A 17,154-nucleotide genomic window follows, 5' to 3' on the forward strand; every position below is an offset into this window, starting at 1 on the left:
GCAATATAATAAATTCCGATTTTTGCCCTTTGGCAATCGCTGAAAAAAATCACCTCAACCCAGATCCGACGATGAAGTTTTCACACCTGCACGTGCATACGCAGTTTTCGCTGCTGGACGGGGCCGCCGACATCAAGGGGCTCTATAAAAAAGCGATGGGAGATGGCCAGCCCGCGCTCGCCATCACCGACCACGGTAACATGTTCGGGGCATTCCAGTTCGTGGCGGAAGCCTATAATCACCGGCTTAACCCCGACGACCCTAAAGATAAACGCCTGAAAGTGAAGCCTATTGTGGGTTGTGAATTTTATCTCGTGGAAAACCGGCACAAGCGCCAGTTCACCCGCGAAGAAAAAGACATCCGCTACCACCAGGTTTTACTCGCGAAAGACGACCAGGGATACCGCAATCTCATCAAATTATGCTCCCTCGGGTATATCGAAGGCCTGTACGGCAAATATCCCCGTATCGATAAGGAACTCATCCTCCAATACCACCAGGGCCTCATCGCCACCACCTGCTGCCTCGGCGCCTCCGTTCCCAAGACCATCCTCAAAAAAGGCGAAGAAGAAGGCGAAAAGGAATTTAAATGGTGGCTGGACATTTTCGGCGAGGATTTCTACGTCGAAATGCAACGCCACGGCATCCCCGAACAGGAAAAAGTGAATGAAGTGCTCGTGCGCTTCGCGAAGAAATACAACGTCAAGATCATCGCCTCCAACGACTCGCATTACGTTGACCAGGCCGATGCCAACGCCCACGACATCCTCCTTTGTATCAACACCGGCGAAAAGAAAAGCACGCCGTCGATGAAGGAGTTTTCCGACGACGACGTCATGGTAAAAAACAGGCGTTTCGCTTTCTATAACGATCAATTCTATTTCAAGTCGACCGAAGAAATGACCAAGCTCTTCGCCGATCTGCCCGCGTCCATCGACAATACCAACGAGATCGTGGACAAGGTGCAGCTGCTCGACCTGAAGCGCGATATCCTCCTCCCCAACTTCCCCATTCCGAAGGAATTTTTCACGCAAGACCAATACCTGCGGCACATCACTTACGAAGGCGCCCGCGGCCGGTACGCGGAAATCACGGCGGAAGTGGAGGAAAGGCTCAATTTCGAGCTGGATGTGATCGAAAAAATGGGATTCGCGGGTTACTTCCTCATCGTGTCCGACTTCATCAAGGCGGGGCGCGACCTCGGCGTGTTCATCGGCCCGGGACGCGGTTCCGCCGCGGGCTCCGCCGTGGCATACTGCATCGGGATCACCAATATCGACCCCATTAAATACGACCTCCTGTTCGAAAGGTTCCTCAACCCGGAACGTAAGTCCATGCCCGATATCGATACGGACTTCGACGACGAGGGCCGGCAACGCGTGATCGATTATGTGGTGGAAAAATATGGCAAGCAGCAGGTGGCCCAGATCATCACTTACGGTACCATGGCGGCGAAAATGTCGATCAAGGACGTGGCCCGCGTGATGGACCTGCCCCTGCAGGATTCCAACGCCCTGGCGAAGCTGGTGCCCGATAAGCCGGGAATTCAGTTGAGCAGGATCTTCAACGCCCCGCTGGACGGGGATAAGAGCCTGCAGGACAAGGAAGGCCTGGGCCCTGAGGACATGGAGAACGTGAAAAAGCTGCGGGAACTGATCAAGGGCGAGGATTTGCAGGGCGAAGTGCTCCGCGAAGCCTGCGTACTGGAAGGTTCCGTGCGGAATACGGGCATCCACGCGGCGGGGATCATCATCGCGCCGAAAGACCTTTCCGAGCTCATCCCGGTGACCACGGCGAAGGATTCCGACCTGCTCGTGACCCAGTTCGAGGGCAACGTGATCGAGAGCGCCGGCGTAATCAAGATGGACTTCCTGGGGCTGAAAACCCTCACCATCATCAAGGGCGCGCTGGAGATGATCAAGAAGAACCACGGCATCGACATTATTATCGACAATATCCCGCTGGACGATTTGAAGACGTTCGAGCTGTATCAACGAGCTGAAACCAACGCCACGTTCCAGTTTGAAAGTCCGGGCATGCAGAAATACCTCCGCGAGCTGAAGCCCGACAAATTCGCCGACCTCATCGCCATGAACGCCCTGTACCGGCCGGGCCCGCTCGAGTACATCCCCCTGTTCATCCGCCGTAAACACGGCCTGGAACCGGTGACGTACGACGTGCCCGTGATGGAGGAATACCTGGCGGAAACCTACGGGATCAACGTATACCAGGAACAGGTAATGCTCCTCAGCCAGAAAATGGCCAACTTCTCCAAAGGCGACGCCGATATCCTGCGCAAGGCCATGGGTAAGAAGCAGAAAGCCGTGCTGGACAAAATGAAGGCCCAGTTCATGGAAGGCTGCAAGCAGAACGGGCATGATCTGAAGATGTGCGACAAGGTATGGACCGACTGGGAGGCGTTCGCGTCCTACGCGTTCAACAAATCGCACTCCACCTGTTACGCTTTCGTGGCGTACCAGACGGCTTATTTGAAGGCGCATTACCCGGCGGAATACATGGCATCGGTGCTGAACAACGCCTCCAACCTGGAAAAGATTACTTTCTTCATGGAGGAATGTAAGCGCATGGGGCTCGACGTATTGCCGCCCGACGTGAATGAATCGTTCAAGGGCTTTGCGGTGAACCGGAAAGGCCAGGTGCGTTTCGGGCTGGCAGGCCTCAAGGGCGTAGGCGAAGCAGCGATCGAGAATATCATCGAAGAACGGGAAAAGAACGGTGCGTATACGACGATGTTCGATATGATCAAGCGGGTGAACCAGCGCGCGGTGAACCGGAAATCGCTGGAGGCGCTCGCCATGTCGGGCGCGCTCGACTGCTTCACGGAATTGCACCGGGCGCAGTATTTCCACAAACCGGATGGCGATACCACTACCGGGCTCGAGAAGATCGTGAAATTCGGGCAGCAGGTTTCCGCGGAGAACGCTACTTCCGGCGGGCTTTTCGGGGATTCGCTCATGGCGGAGATCGTTCCGCCGAAAATCCCGCCCTGCGATCACTGGCCGCTGACCATCAAGCTGAACAATGAACGCGAGGTAACGGGGATTTACATCTCCGGCCACCCGCTCGACGATTACAAGTTCGAGCTGAAGCATTACCATATGAGCCCACTGTCAGACATCACCGAATACCAGAACCAGATCAGCGGTGCGTCTGACAATAACAAAGGCAAGGCGAAGGATTTCCGCATGGCCGTATATGTGAGCGGCGCGGTGGAGCGCATTTCCCGCAACAACAAACAGTTCGGCATCATGACGCTGGAAGATTATTCCGGCAAGTTCGAATTCGCGCTCTGGAGCGAAGACTTCCTCAAGTTCACGAACTATTTCAAACAGGGCCTTTGCCTGTACGTGAACGGCGGCTTCAAGCCGAGGCGATTCAACGAAAACGAGTACGAATTCAAGATCAACAGCATGCAGCTGCTGCAGGAAGTGAAACGGAACCAGACCAGGAAAGTCGGTATCGTGACGATGCCGCAATTCATCACGCCGGAGATCGTGGATTTCCTGGCAGACAATGTGTCACGCAACCCCGGCAAGAGCGAGATCTACTTCCAGTTGGTGGACCGTGACGAGAATTTGTCTGTCCGGATGCATACCTTCAATAAACATGTGGAAATGAATGACGAATTGGCACATTGGCTGGACCAGCAGCCCGACCTGGATGTCTGGATAGATATTGCCAATAAGTAAGTAGAGAAATCCTATAACTCCGGATGTCAAAAAAGCAGTAGTTTTACATCGGATTGATTTTTGAGTATACATCAACACCAATCATTAAATTATAAACTTTAAAATCTATACAAAATGGCTTTAGAATTCACAGATGCGAACTTCAAATCTAACGTGCTCGATTCGGACAAACTCACCGTGGTTGACTTCTGGGCAGAATGGTGCGGTCCCTGCCGCGCGATCGGTCCGGTTATCGAAGAGCTGGCGAAAGACTACGATGGTAAAGTGAACATCGGTAAAGTGAACGTGGACAACAACCCGCAGGTGTCCATGAACTACGGCATCACCAGCATTCCCGCTATCCTGTTCATCAAAAACGGCCAGGTGGTAGACAAACAAGTGGGCGCTGCTCCGAAAGCAGTTCTGGATAAAAAGATTCAGGCTAACCTCTAATCAGGTTTGAGCATATTGAAAAAGCCGTCTGGTTACACACCGGACGGCTTTTATTATTTTAATGAATTGATTGTCAATTGTTAAATACCCCTTACTTCCACTAACGAATGAGGTCGAAGGTGCCTTTCTTATCTTGTAGCTCCAGCTTTCCATCTGCCTGCCAGAACCCGAACCGGATGACGTAGACATAGGTGCCGATGGGTTGCGGTTCGCCGTTGTGGGTACCATCCCAGCCTTTGCGGTGGTCTGTGGTCGTGAAGAGAAGATTACCCGTCCGGTTATAGATCTGCATGCTGAATGCCATCACCGCTTTCGATTTGGGGCGGAAGACGTCGTTCACCCCGTCTTTGTTGGGGGAAAACGCGTTCGGCATCGCCAGCATGGAAGAATAATCGATCATGACGTTTACCGTATCCGCTGCGATGCAATTGGCGCCGGTGAGGGTGCGCACGATGTATTGCGTGGCTACTAACGGCCGGGCGGGCGTTTCCGGGCATACCGGGCAGGCGATGTTGCCCTGCGTCACGGGGCTCCAGATGTAATCCGCCGCGTTGCCGGCCCTGAGCGTAAACGCATCCCCGATGGAAACGATGGTATCGGGTGTCAGAATGCTCATCCTCCCCAGGTTCAGGTTCGGCACATAAATGCTCGCCGCCCGCTGGCACCCGTTGGCATCCATGAGCTGCGCGCTGTAAATCCCCACGCCCAGGCCTTTCACTTCCGTATTGTTCACTACATTCCCGTTCCAGGTAAGGCTGTATGGCGCCACGCCGCCCTGCGGACTGAAATCCACCCATCCTTTCAACCGGTTACAGGTATCCTGCCAGGCGGTGTAAGGCAGCATGAGGGCATCCGGCTGCACAAGTGTAACCTGCTGGCTGTCAAGGCAATAAGCATTCCTGATGTACACTTTATATGAACCGGCGCCCAGGTTCTGGAAATCGGGCGAGTTCCCGAAAGCGCCGTTATTCAGCGCGAATTGCAGCGGCGCAGTGCCCTGGCTTACCTGTGCCAGGATGGAGCCGTTGGCAGTCCCGAAACAGCTGGGATCGTTGCTGGTGGCGCTCGTGGTAAGCGTCCGCAACAGGTCGCGGGTTACGGCGAAATTGTAGAGGCCGGAGCAGCCGTTATCGTCCGTAACGTTGACGACGTGATTCCCTATCGCGAGATTTTTGAATTCGGGAACCGCACCGGAAGCTCCGCCGTTCAGCCGGAACGCGTAGGGCGCCGTTCCGCCGGAAACCTGCAGTTGCACTTCGCCGGTTGCGTGGTTGCAATCTACGTCCTGCACCGTGCCGGTAGCCACCACGGCGGAAGTAATGGAAATATCGATGGCATCGGTGACGGTGCATCCGCCGTTGAACACGCTCACGCCGAAAGTACCGGAACCGGTTACGGTAATGGCGCGATCGTCTTCCCCGTTCGTCCAGCTATACCTGAAATTAGGCCCGGGCCCTGCGTCGAGGGACACGGGCGAGCCGTTGCAGATCACGATATTATTCTGGCCCAGTTCTACGGTGGGAACGGGCAGTACTATGATATTCTTGCAGAAGGTGCGCTGATTGGGCGTGCCTTCGTCTGTCAACAGATTAATCTTGTACGTTCCCGGCTGATTATAGGTAAAACTGGGAGGCGTTTGGCCGGTAAAATTCGGGATGGAGGAATTGTTGCAGCTGGTCATTGAAATGCGGGTCAGCTTGGCGTTGGCGGGCGTAGTGCCCACATCGGTCAGGAACGCGTTGAGGTCCGTCCCCGTTCTGAATATCCCGGAAATGCCCGCAGGGAAATCGATCAGGCCGCCGGGGTTGCCCAGCGACGTGGCCGTGGGCGCAGAAGTGAGCCCTCCGGGGAAATCGGCGCGCACCAGCGTGTTGTTCCCGTTGTTGACGATCAGGAGGAAAGTTTCCCCGCAATCCTGGAACAGGGCCAGGTCGCGCGGTTCGCTGAGCATCCCGCCCAGGTCTCCCAGGTCGGCCGCAGTGGGCGTATTCAGCAGGGAGGTGCCGAAATCGAAACGCACGAGGTGGTGGTTTTGGTTCACGACGAACATATGCCAGTTGGGGCCTTCCTTGGTGAGCTGCAATCCATAAGGACTGTTCAACAATCCACCGAAATTGCCCATGTTGACCATATTGGGCGTACCCGAGAAGTTGGTCCCGAATTCGAAACGGGTGAGCGTACTGTTTTGCTGATTGGTCGCGAACCCGAAATACTGCGCACCGTCCTGGAAAATAACGAGCTCGTAGGGATAGGCGAGCGTTCCGCTGTTATTCCCCCAATCCGCGCCTGTCGTGGGCGTGTTGGCCCAGGAAGCCCCGAAATCGATGCGTACGATCTTGGGCACCGCGAAAGAGTTGCCGCCTACGATGATGAGGTGCTTCCCCGTTGCATCTTCCACGGCCTGCACACCTTCGGCATTGGCAGGTATTATGCTGGTCATGTTGGTGATGGAGGTGGCTGTGGGGGTGTTGAGGAGGCTGTTACCGAAATCGAGCCGGGTGAAATTCCGGTCGTAGTTGTTGGTAACGAACACGTAGTAATTCCCTCCTTCCTGCACGATCACGCTATGGGCGGGCCCGTTGAAGTTGCCTCCGCCGTTCCCCACGCTGGTGAGCGTTGGCGTCTGGTACAGGCTGCCGGAACAGAAATTCCAGAACCAGGTGCCCACACCGGCGGATTGGTCTGTGATGTTGACAGGGGTACCGACACAAACAGTGTCCGGCGCCATAAAGCTGGCTGTTTGGGCGTGAACGGTAAGGGACTGACAGAGGACCAAACAAATGAGGTATAGGTATAAGCGCATTACTTTGACGATTCAATATGATTCGGCGCGGGAAAGATATTATTTTTTTCGATATTTTATTCCAGTTTTATTTACTTTCCTTATTTTGCCGGGTGTATCACCGCTTGTCTTGACCTTATCTTACTTTCATACCACATGTTACATTGGGAGAATATCGCCCGTGGTGCACTGGGCATGACGTTTCTTGTGCTCGTATGTTACCTCCTGAGCAACAACCGGCGCGCTGTTAACTGGCGGCTTGTAGGAATGGGGATCTGTGCGCAGGTCATGTTCGCCATGGGCGTGCTGGACACGCGCGTGGGCGGACAGCCGGTATTCTGGCTGCTCTTCGGCATCCTGATCACCGTTTTCACCGTCCGGCGGGTGATGCGCAGGGCGCAAGAAGGGTTCGGGCCGATGGGAGACCCTGTTGCCTGGCTGTTATCGCTGGCGGCGCTGGCGGGGTTCTTTTTCGGGATCGTGCGCAGCCCGGATTACCAGCTGCCGGCCGTAGCCTTTGCGGCGGGGCTGATCCCCATCTTCGTCATGGCGAAATTCCTCCCCAAAAGGAACCTCGAACTGCTCAAATGGACCGTACTGGCCGCGTGCTTCCTCCTCACGATCTCCGTATACCTGCAATGGTGCCCGCCAGACGTGTTCCGCCGCGCCCTCAGCACCGTATCCTCCGCTTTCGTAGACCTGATCAACATCAGCCATAAAGGAACGGATTTCATGTTCGGCAAACTCGCCGACCCCTCGGGCTCCTGGGCTTATATTTTCGCCGTCCAGGTACTGCCCAACATTATTTTCTTCGCGGCACTGTCGTCTATCCTCTACTACCTCGGCATTCTCCAGAAAATCGTTTTCGTTTTCGCCTACCTGCTCAACAAGATGAAGATCTCCGGCGCGGAAAGCCTTTCTACCGCCGCCAATATCTTTCTCGGGCAAACCGAAGCGCCCCTCATGATCCGGCCGTATCTCGACAAAATGACGCGCTCCGAGATCATGCTCATCATGGTCGGCGGATTCGCCAACACCGCCGGCAGCGTCATGGCCGCCTACGTAGGCATGCTCGGTGGAACGGACGAACTGGCCAAGGAATACTTTTCGCTCCACATGCTCAGCCAGAGCATCATGAGCGCCCCCGCCGCCATCGTCTGCGCCAAGCTCATGTTCCCCGAAACGCAGGACCACCTCATCCAGAAAGACCTGCAAATCCCCAAAGAAAAACTGGGCGACAACTTCCTCGACGCCATCTCCCTCGGCACCACAGACGGCCTGAAACTCGCCGTGAACGTGGGCGCCATGCTCATCGTGTTCACCGCCATGATGTATGTCGTAAACGCCATGCTGGGCTGGATCGGCGATCAAACCAACCTGAACGCGTACATCACCAACATGAGCGGCGGGCAGTACACCTCCCTTTCGCTGGACATGATCCTCGGTTACCTCTTCTCCCCCGTTGCCTGGCTCATCGGCGTAGCCTCGGCGGATGTTCTGGCCGTAGGGCAGCTCCTGGGCATCAAAACCGTACTGAACGAATTCCTTGCCTATCAATCGCTGTCGCAGATGAAGGAAGCCAACGTGATCCGCGATCCCAAGTCGCTCCTCATCGCCACCTACGCACTGTGCGGCTTCGCCAACTTCGCGTCTATCGGCATCCAGATCGGCGGCATCAGCCAACTGGCGCCCAACCAGCGCAAAAACCTCACGGAACTGGGGCTCAAGGCGCTCATCGGCGGAACGATCGCCTGCCTGATGTGCGGCTGCATCGCCGGGGCGCTCAGCTAAAAAATTCTATCCGGACAGTAATACCTGGCATTCAGCGTCTTTGGCCGGGAAAATCCGCCTTTTTGCAGGATAGCCCTCCAAATAACGTTTTCCATGTTTACTTTTACAACCGATCATATCACTATCACCTATAACCAGATTCGCTTGCGTATTTTCATCCTGATCGCCCTTATGGCCACGTCTGCCGCCGCTTTCGCCCAACGGAAATGCGGTACCGATGTCGCGCTCCAGAAAAAACTTCGGTCACAGCCGCTCCTGCAGGATAAACTGCGCGTGATGGAACAACAGCTCCGTCGCCCCAAAACCCAACCCGGCCCTTTCCGGACCTTCAACCGCGTCACGATCCCCGTTGTAGTCCACATCGTACTGCCAGACCCGGCGCAGGTGACGGACGAACAGATCCTCGACCAACTGGCATCCCTCAATCTCGACTATATCGCCCAGAACACAGACGTAGCGCAGGTCCCGGCCGTATGGCAAGCCCTCACCGGCAATCCGGAAATACAGTTCTGCCTGGCCGCGCGTACGCCCGACGGCGACCCTACCAACGGTATCACGCGGACGGTCTCCAATCGCACCTTCCCTATCGACAATGCCGGCGCCGAAGTGAAATATGCAGGTACCGGCGGCGTAGACGCCTGGGATTCCGACCGTTACCTCAACGTCTGGGTCTGCGAACTGCGCGACAACTACCTCGGCGTAGCCACCTTCCCCCAATTATATGTGCCGGAAGAACAGGGCGTGGTCGTGCATTTCCGGGCATTCGGCAGCTCCGGCTCCGCCCGCCCGCCGTTCAACCTCGGCCGCACGCTCACGCACGAGATCGGGCACTTCTTCAACCTTTACCACATCTGGGGCAATACCGACAGCAATACCTGTACAGACGACGATAACGTGGCCGATACGCCGCCGCAGGGCGAGCAGAACTATGATTGCCCGAACGGCGTGCTGACAGACAATTGCAGCCCCGCGGCGCCGGGGCTCATGTACATGAACTACATGGATTACGTGAACGACGCCTGCATGCATTTTTTCACCTCCGGGCAAACCGACCGTATGCGGACCGCCCTGGAAACGCAGCGCGCTTCGCTGATGTTCTCCGACGGCTGCCAGCCGGTAGACCAGAAGGCCAACGATGCTTCCGTGAACGCGGTGGAACGGCCCGTTGGCTACCTCTGCGAACCGGGCCAAACGCCGCGCGTGGTGCTGAAGAACCGGGGATCGGCGGCTTTGACGAAAGTAACCATTCGCTACACCGTGAATAACGGCGCGCCGGTGGATTTCAGTTGGACGGGCAACCTGGGCTCCCTGGCGCAAGTGGTGGTGGACCTGCCGCCGTTTAGCGCACCGATCGGCGCGGCCACGCTTCAGGCCTATACCATGAACCCTAATGGGGTGGCCGACGAGCAGCCGGATAACGATTCCACTTCCGTCAACATGACGTTTGCGACGCCGTCGGCTTTTCCGCTGGCGGAAGGGTTCCAGAACGCGGGATTCCCGCCTGCCGGGTTTACCGTCCTTAACCCGGACCGTGGCCCCACCTGGCAGCGGACCGATTACGGCAGCAACAGCACCCATTCCGCCGTGATGCGCAATTTCTTTTACAGCACCAATCATGCGATAGACGACCTGCTGGGCCCCGGCATGACCAATACCGGCAGCGATTCCGTCCGCCTGATTTTCGATATCGCGGCGGCAACCACAACGCCTATCGGTACGGCCGGAACGATGTGGGATACGCTGGAAGTGATGGTCACCTTCGATTGCGGGCAAACGTTCATCCCGACGGGTTACAAGAAATGGGGGACTTCGCTGGTGACGCGCCGCATACCCACGGATACCGAATTCTACCCCACGGCCAGCGAATGGCGCCGCGATACGGTGGAATTGACGCATATCCTCAAGGGACGGGCCTTCCGTGTGGTGTTCCGCAATACCTGCAACTGGGAAAACAATGTGTATCTCGATAATATCCAGCTGGAAAGCCGCCCTGTGCACCCGGCGCTGCGGGAAAAAGGGATGCTTATCTGGCCGAATGCTTTCCGCGACCGGTTTTTCGTGGAGTTTTTGCAGTGGCCGGAAGACCTGAAAGGCGTGGCCGTTTATGATGCGCTGGGGCGCGAAGTGTACCGCCGGGAATCGCTGCAGCGGAGCGGGAACAGGCTGACAATTGATTTGGTAAATGCCCCAAATGGTGTTTACTTTGTAAAGTTATACTATAGCCAATCGGTAAGGACTTATAAAATAGTGAAAGCAAAATGACGACGAACTCAGGACCGAAACCGGCGCTTGCCGCCCTCCTTGCAGCTACTACGCTCGACAGCCAGCTGAAGACGATCGCAGACAAGGTATTGGCGCAGGAACGGATTTCGCAGGAAGACGGCATCGTGCTGTTTGAAAAGGGAGATGTAGGATTGCTCGGCGCCCTGGCCAATCACGTTCGCGAAAGGATGCACGGGAACAAGACGTATTTCAACCGCAACTTTCACATCGAACCGACCAACGTTTGCGTTTTTACCTGCAGATTCTGCTCCTATTCCAAATTATACAAAAACCGTGAAGAAGGCTGGGAACTGAGCGTTGATGAAATGCTCGACATCGTGAAGAAATACGATGGCCAGCCCGTGACCGAAGTCCACATCGTGGGCGGCGTTCACCCCAAGATGCAGATGGAGTTTTTCATGGACCTCATGCGCAAGATCAAAGCCCACCGGCCAGACCTTCACATCAAAGGCTTCACTGCCGTGGAACTGGATTACATGTTCCGCAAGGCGAAAGTGAGCACCGAAGAAGGGATGCGCCTCATGCACGAAGCCGGCCTGCAAAGCATGCCCGGCGGCGGCGCAGAGATCTTCCACCCCGACATCCGCGCGCAGATCTGCCACGATAAGGTTGACGGAGACGGTTGGCTCGCCATCCACCGCGCCGCCCACAACACCGGCATGGTCACCAACGCCACCATGCTGTACGGCCACGTGGAGCAATACTGGCACCGGGTAGACCATATGGAGCAACTCCGCCGGCTGCAGGACGAAACCCATGGCTTCAACACCTTCATCCCCCTCAAGTTCCGCAACAAAGACAACGAGATGGCGAACGTTCCGGAATCCTCCATCGTGGAAGACCTGAAAATGTACGCCATTGCCCGCCTTTATATGGACAACTTCCCCCACCTGAAGGCGTACTGGCCCATGCTCGGCCGCAGCACGGCGCAACTGACGCTTTCCTTCGGCGTGAACGACCTCGACGGCACCATCGACGATACCACCAAAATCTACTCCATGGCAGGCGCCGAAGAGCAGAAACCGTCTATGAGCACCGCCGAACTGGCCGTATTGATCCGTCAGGCCGGGAGGTCGCCCATCGAAAGGGACACGGTCTACAACGAAATCCGGGACTTTTCCAATGTGGAATTCACGGACGATGAATTCAAAAACTGACAGAACTGTTAATATTTCCAAAAGAGGAAAGGCATCGCTTTTCCTCTTTTGCTTTTTTACTAACTTCAAGCCTCTAAAAATCCGCAAAATGAAGCAACTCAACCTGGTACTGGCCCTCACGGGCGCTTTGTACCTGGCCGCCTGCCAGCCGAAAGGCGGGCAACCGGGCGATAACGCCTCCGCTACTACAGACACCGCCACCTCCCCCGCTACCACTACGCCTGCGGCAGACGATGGCCCGGTGTTCACCAAGGAAGGCGAACTGTCTTTCATCAGCAAAGCAAAAGGAGATACGATCAAAACCATCGATATCGAACTGGCGCAGACAGACGAAGAGCGCGCGCTCGGCCTCATGAACCGCAAATCCATGCAAGACACGCAAGGCATGCTGTTCATTTTCGAAGCCGCGGCCGAACAATCGTTCTGGATGAAGAACACCTACATTTCGCTGGATATCATGTACGTAGATGCCAATAAAGAGATCGTTTCCATCCGCAAATACACCACGCCGCTCAGCGAAGACGGCGTTCCGTCCCTCAAACCGGCGCAATACGTGGTAGAAACCAATGCCGGGTTCTCCGACAAATATCATGTGCAGGTGGGCGACAAGATCGCATTCACCAAACTTAAATAAACTTACACAAGCCCACGCTTGTAAGCTTCCTTGATCAGTCCTGCGGCGTTCTTTACCTGCAATTTCTGTATGATGTTGAAACGGTGGGTATCAACGGTCCGCAGGCTGACAAACAGCTTGTCCGCGATTTCGCGGCTGCTGAATTCCCGGGCGATCAGTTCCAGTATTTCCGTTTCGCGCCGCGTCAGCACATCTTTCTTCCGCAATCGCTTTTTGTGCTGGAACAGGTCTTCCAGCAACATCGCCTTTACTTTGGCATCGATATATTGTTTCCCGTCGAAAACCGCTTCCAGCGCGGCCAGCAACCCTTCTTCGTCCATACTTTTCAATAAGTAACCGGCCGCTCCGGCCCGCATGACCTGCTTTACCTCCACGGCTTCCTGCGAGGCAGACATGCCCACGATGCGGCATTCGGGGAAATCCCTCCGCAGCATTTTGCACAATCCTGCCACGTTCTGTTCGGGCATGTGGAGATCGAGCAGGAGAATGTCAACTGGCACACGGCTCAGTTCGGCGCCCAGATCGCGCCAGTCCGTCAACGAGAAAACTGTCTCGATATGCGGATGTGGAGCAAGCATGGCCGCGATCCCCTTGCCGATCACGGGGTGGGCATCGGCAATTCCCAGCCTGATCTTCATACTATATGGCATTTTGAGGTTAAAGGACGAAATTACTTATCAGGCGTTGGAAATGCATGGTTTAGCGGGGTACGTATCACATGCTTATGTGGTAGTAGTGGTACTTAGGCAGTGCTGTACTGAAAATTACGCGCTGCTGCGTAGCCCGCGGCGCCGGCTGCGGGATAATTTTGCGGCAAACCTCTCTCATGAAGCGACCAAACACTGCTCTCATCACCGGCGCCAACGCCGGCATCGGCCTCGCGCTTTCCGCCAGGCTCCTCGGCCAGGGATACCGCGTGATCGGCACTTCGCGCTCCGGATATATCGATGCGCTGAGCCATCCGCAATTCTTCTGTCTTCAACTCGACGTGCGCGACCCGGCCAGCATCGAAGCCTGCCGGCAATCCCTCGCCGGCATGTCTACCTCCATCGATCTGCTCATCAACAATGCCGGCGTGGCCGACGATGTATTCCAGACCGTTCCCGAAAGAACTTCCTTCGAAAACACCTTCTCCACCAACGTTACCGGGCTCGTGTTCTTTACCGAAGCCGTGATCGGGCTGGTGCCTCCGGGCGGACAGGTCATCAACATTTCGACAGACATGTCGCTGCTTACGGAAATCGCCATGAACGGTCCGGCTTACCGGATGTCGAAAGGTGCGGTGAATATTTACACGAAAATGCTCGCGCAGCGGTTAACGGAAAAGAAAATAACGGTGACGGCGGTGCACCCGGGCTGGGTGCGCACCAAACTGGGCGGCGATCAGGCGCCGTTGCTGCCGGAAGCCTCCGCAGCGGGGATCCTCGACATCATTTTCGCGCAGAAGGATAGCGGGGAATTCCGGAATGTAGCTACCGGAAAGCATTTCGCGCTGTAGAATAAATTACTTCAGCTCTTCCATCGTAAACGATTTCTGGCGGCCTTTGTATTTTTTGCGGACGGCCTGCACGTCGCTCTCCGAGACCTTTTCGGCCTTGTTGCTCCACGCGTTGCGGAGAAAACTCATCAGCTGCGCGATGTCTGCGTCGGAGAACTCGTCGTTGCTCGCGATGCCCGGCATATCGCCGTTGATCTCCGGGGATTTGTACACTTTGCCGTTGACCTGCACGGGCCCGGTGAGGCCGTAGAGCACGATGGCGATGAGGCGTTCCTTTTTCCCGGTCACGATCTCGGAATGATTGAGCGGTGGCGCGAGGGATTGGATGCCTTCGCCGTCTGCGCCATGGCAGGTTTGGCAGATGGTTTTGAAAAGCAGGTTGCCGCGGGGGAATTCGCGGACGAGGGCTTCATCCAGCCGGGCTTTGCGGTGGTTGGAAATATCGATCAGTACCTTTTCCAGCCGGCGGCGGATGACCAGGCTCGTGTCCGGGTTCCAGGATTTGATTTCGGCGAGGAGCACCTGTTCCTGGTCTTTCAGCACGCTGATGACAGCGTCTGCCACATACTTATCGTTGGGAAAATTATGCCAGATGGCGTTCAGAACGGCAATTGACTGATCCGGCGCAAATTTCGCTACTGCCGGGAGTACGAATACGGCAACCGGGGCAGTTTCTTTCGACGATCCGGCTTCCATGATTTTCGGGAACAGCTCTCCAACATTCGACTCGTTCAATACCGACGGCAAAACCGACAGTACCTGGCGGTGAAACGCCTTATCGTTCCCTTCCAGCAATGGCAGTACATCGGCCGCCGTGAGTGCATGCAGGCCTTCCAGGGCCCAGAGCGCATGCAGGCGCGAAAACCCTTTGCCAGACGCAAGCAATGCACGCAACTGCGGAACGATCGTTTTCACTTGTGCGTCTACGATCATTTGCTGCGCTTTGTCGCGCACCCAGCCGTTGCCGTGTTCCAGGGCTTTCACCCAATCTTCGGGTGTATCGCCGATTTTGAAGGTTTGCGGCTTCGAGTTTTGGGGAATGATGCGGTAAATACGGCCGCAATTCAGCGGATTGGTGAGCCCCCGCATACCGATCTCGTTTTTCAGGTAAGGCGTGAGGTAAGTTTTATGCTGGATGATGCCGCGATACATGTCTAACACGTACAGCGCGCCATCGGGGCCGAGGTAGAGGTTTACGGGGCGGAAGCGCTCGTCGGTGCTGGCGAGGAATTCACGGCTGGCATAAGCCTGTTTTCCATTGACGAAATAGCCGCTATCGCTGAGGATGTTTCGTTTGATGAGGTTCGCGGAAGGTTCGGCCACGAAGGCGTTGTTCAGAAATGCGGTACCGAAAAGCGGGTCGCGGTAGATCACGGGGCCGCAGGCGGCGGTGAAGTTGACGAGGCGGAGACTATCGTCCAGCACGCCTTTCATATATCCGCGGTTGACGCCGGGCGTAGGGCGGATGGGCCAGGTACGGTTATCGGGAACGATGTTTTCGTTAAACCCTTCCACGCGGCGCTGGTTAGGATTATTGCTGCCGAGGCCGGGGGAGAAATAATCGCCCAGGAGGTTTTCGGAGTTGTTGTTGTAGAAGAGGCGGCCTTCGTTGTCTTGCGTGATGCCCCACTGCCCGCGGAAATGGGTATCCTCTTTGCGCCATTTCCCGTTTTCGAGGCGATAGCGTTTGGAGGATTTGGCGGAGTAGATCCAGTTGTCCATAGCCCGGAGGAGGCCATTGGGCTGATGTTCCACGTTGCCGCCTTCGGTGTACAGGGAATCGACGAGGGTTTTGCGGCCGGGTTTGTCGTTGTTGATTTCGATGTACCACAGGCGCGGAGGTTCTGCCACCAGGAGGCCGTTGCCGACGATGGCGAGGGCGCGCGGGAGGATGAGGGAGTCGAGGAACACGGTGCGGGTATCTGCACGGCCGTCGCCGTTGGTATCTTCGAGGATAACGATCTTTCCGTTGGGAACGTCTTCGCCGGTGCCGGCGGTGTCTGGCATGTAGCCGGTCATTTCCGCGACCCACATGCGGCCGTTGCGGTCGAACGTCATGGCTACGGGCACTACTACCTGTGGCTCGGCGGCGACGGACTGGATGGTGAAGCCTTCTTCGAGCCGGAAGGAACGGAGGGCTTCTTCGGGAGAAAGCACGGGGCTTTCCGCGAAGTCCCTGCGCATGGCGAGCGAGTCTGCTTTCGCGCCTTTGCCTGCGGGCTGGCAGGCGGCAAGTGCCCACAGCGCGAGTAATCCCCCGAGATAAGTCAGTTTCCTGGTGCTAAGGCCTCCCTTCATGCTTTGAAATCGATTGTATTAAGTCGAAAATATACAAATCCTGCCCGGAAGTCAAAAATTTGCGGGGGCTAAAATAAGATTTGGAGGGGCAAAAACGATGTAAATCTTGATCAGTGGTAGGTGGGTTAAACTGAACTTCCCGAAATATAGGTTATCCGGTCGTCGATATCCGGAATCAGGCCGCGGAATATGTCTTTCAGGCGTTCGAAGCTTTCTTTACTGCCGGCGGCATAAACGTTTAGTATGTCCAAGGGTGTTTCTCCGGCATCGTTTAAACGGGAGAGTTCAGCCCCATTTCCAAGCAAAAGCTCAATCATTTTCAAGGTTTCAGGGCCCGGAGCAACCAAATCGTCCTGCATCATGCCATCTATCGTACTTTCAATTAGAATATGCAGCGGCGTCTGCCCCTCTTCGAAAGCAGTATTTACATCTCCACCAGCTTTGATAACGGATTCCAGCATATCCGGATCATCGCCTAATAAGGCAATGAGCAACGCCTCGGCTTCATAATACGCCGAGCTTTCTTCCCCGGGATCTGATGTTACGTTCATGCTAGCTTTATTTTACTG

The 17,154-nt window shown here is 55.7% G+C and carries 11 protein-coding genes; 7 read left to right on the plus strand and 4 right to left on the minus strand.

Annotated features, from left to right (window positions below):
- The first annotated feature begins 71 nt into the window (after nt 1–71).
- Together dnaE and trxA are read left to right on the plus strand one after the other, a co-directional pair.
- On the plus strand, nt 72–3,710 hold the full coding sequence (gene dnaE / locus WJU22_RS20725; protein ID WP_341840079.1) for a DNA polymerase III subunit alpha: 3,639 nt from the start codon (nt 72–74) through the stop codon (nt 3,708–3,710).
- A gap of 114 nt (nt 3,711–3,824) precedes the next feature.
- Nucleotides 3,825–4,142: a thioredoxin gene (trxA, locus tag WJU22_RS20730; RefSeq protein WP_126246403.1), complete on the plus strand. Its 318-nt coding sequence runs from the start codon at nt 3,825–3,827 to the stop codon at nt 4,140–4,142.
- Nucleotides 4,143–4,242: 100 nt separating this feature from the next.
- On the opposite strand, the gene WJU22_RS20735 is transcribed toward trxA, so the two are convergent.
- The gene (locus WJU22_RS20735; RefSeq protein ID WP_341840080.1) at nt 4,243–6,870 is read right to left on the minus strand and encodes a gliding motility-associated C-terminal domain-containing protein; all 2,628 of its coding nucleotides are present in this window, start codon (nt 6,868–6,870) and stop codon (nt 4,243–4,245) included.
- A 210-nt stretch (nt 6,871–7,080) separates the two neighbouring features.
- On the opposite strand from WJU22_RS20735, the gene WJU22_RS20740 reads away from it, so the two are divergent.
- From WJU22_RS20740 to WJU22_RS20755, 4 genes are all read left to right on the plus strand, one after another.
- On the plus strand, nt 7,081–8,715 hold the full coding sequence (locus WJU22_RS20740) for a NupC/NupG family nucleoside CNT transporter (RefSeq protein ID WP_341840081.1): 1,635 nt from the start codon (nt 7,081–7,083) through the stop codon (nt 8,713–8,715).
- A 144-nt stretch (nt 8,716–8,859) separates the two neighbouring features.
- Nucleotides 8,860–10,977 carry a M43 family zinc metalloprotease gene (locus WJU22_RS20745; protein ID WP_341840082.1) on the plus strand — a complete coding sequence of 706 codons (2,118 nt, stop codon included), beginning with the start codon at nt 8,860–8,862 and terminating at the stop codon, nt 10,975–10,977.
- Nucleotides 10,974–12,155, plus strand: coding sequence for an aminofutalosine synthase MqnE (gene mqnE, locus WJU22_RS20750; RefSeq protein WP_341840083.1), 1,182 nt, complete (start codon nt 10,974–10,976; stop codon nt 12,153–12,155). The genes WJU22_RS20745 and mqnE overlap by 4 nt, the downstream gene beginning before the upstream one ends.
- An 88-nt stretch (nt 12,156–12,243) precedes the next feature.
- The gene (locus tag WJU22_RS20755) at nt 12,244–12,789 is read left to right on the plus strand and encodes a DUF192 domain-containing protein (protein ID WP_341840084.1); all 546 of its coding nucleotides are present in this window, start codon (nt 12,244–12,246) and stop codon (nt 12,787–12,789) included.
- Between the two features lie 2 nt (nt 12,790–12,791).
- Here the strand turns inward: WJU22_RS20755 and WJU22_RS20760 are convergent, their stop codons facing one another.
- The gene (locus WJU22_RS20760; RefSeq protein WP_341840085.1) at nt 12,792–13,427 is read right to left on the minus strand and encodes a response regulator transcription factor; all 636 of its coding nucleotides are present in this window, start codon (nt 13,425–13,427) and stop codon (nt 12,792–12,794) included.
- 188 nt (nt 13,428–13,615) lie between these two features.
- Here WJU22_RS20760 and WJU22_RS20765 point away from each other — a divergent pair, with 188 nt between their 5' ends.
- Entirely contained in the window at nt 13,616–14,287 is a 672-nt protein-coding gene (locus WJU22_RS20765; RefSeq protein WP_341840086.1) for an SDR family NAD(P)-dependent oxidoreductase, read from the plus strand.
- A 6-nt stretch (nt 14,288–14,293) separates the two neighbouring features.
- Here WJU22_RS20765 and WJU22_RS20770 read toward each other — a convergent pair whose 3' ends face one another.
- Both WJU22_RS20770 and WJU22_RS20775 read right to left on the minus strand, forming a co-directional pair.
- Complete coding sequence (locus tag WJU22_RS20770) at nt 14,294–16,585, minus strand: DUF7133 domain-containing protein (protein ID WP_341840087.1); 2,292 nt, start codon at nt 16,583–16,585, stop codon at nt 14,294–14,296.
- Between the two features lie 125 nt (nt 16,586–16,710).
- Nucleotides 16,711–17,136 carry a hypothetical protein gene (locus tag WJU22_RS20775; protein WP_341840088.1) on the minus strand — a complete coding sequence of 142 codons (426 nt, stop codon included), beginning with the start codon at nt 17,134–17,136 and terminating at the stop codon, nt 16,711–16,713.
- Nucleotides 17,137–17,154 lie beyond the last annotated feature (18 nt).

The organism is Chitinophaga caseinilytica (assembly GCF_038396765.1).
Classification (GTDB): domain Bacteria; phylum Bacteroidota; class Bacteroidia; order Chitinophagales; family Chitinophagaceae; genus Chitinophaga; species Chitinophaga caseinilytica.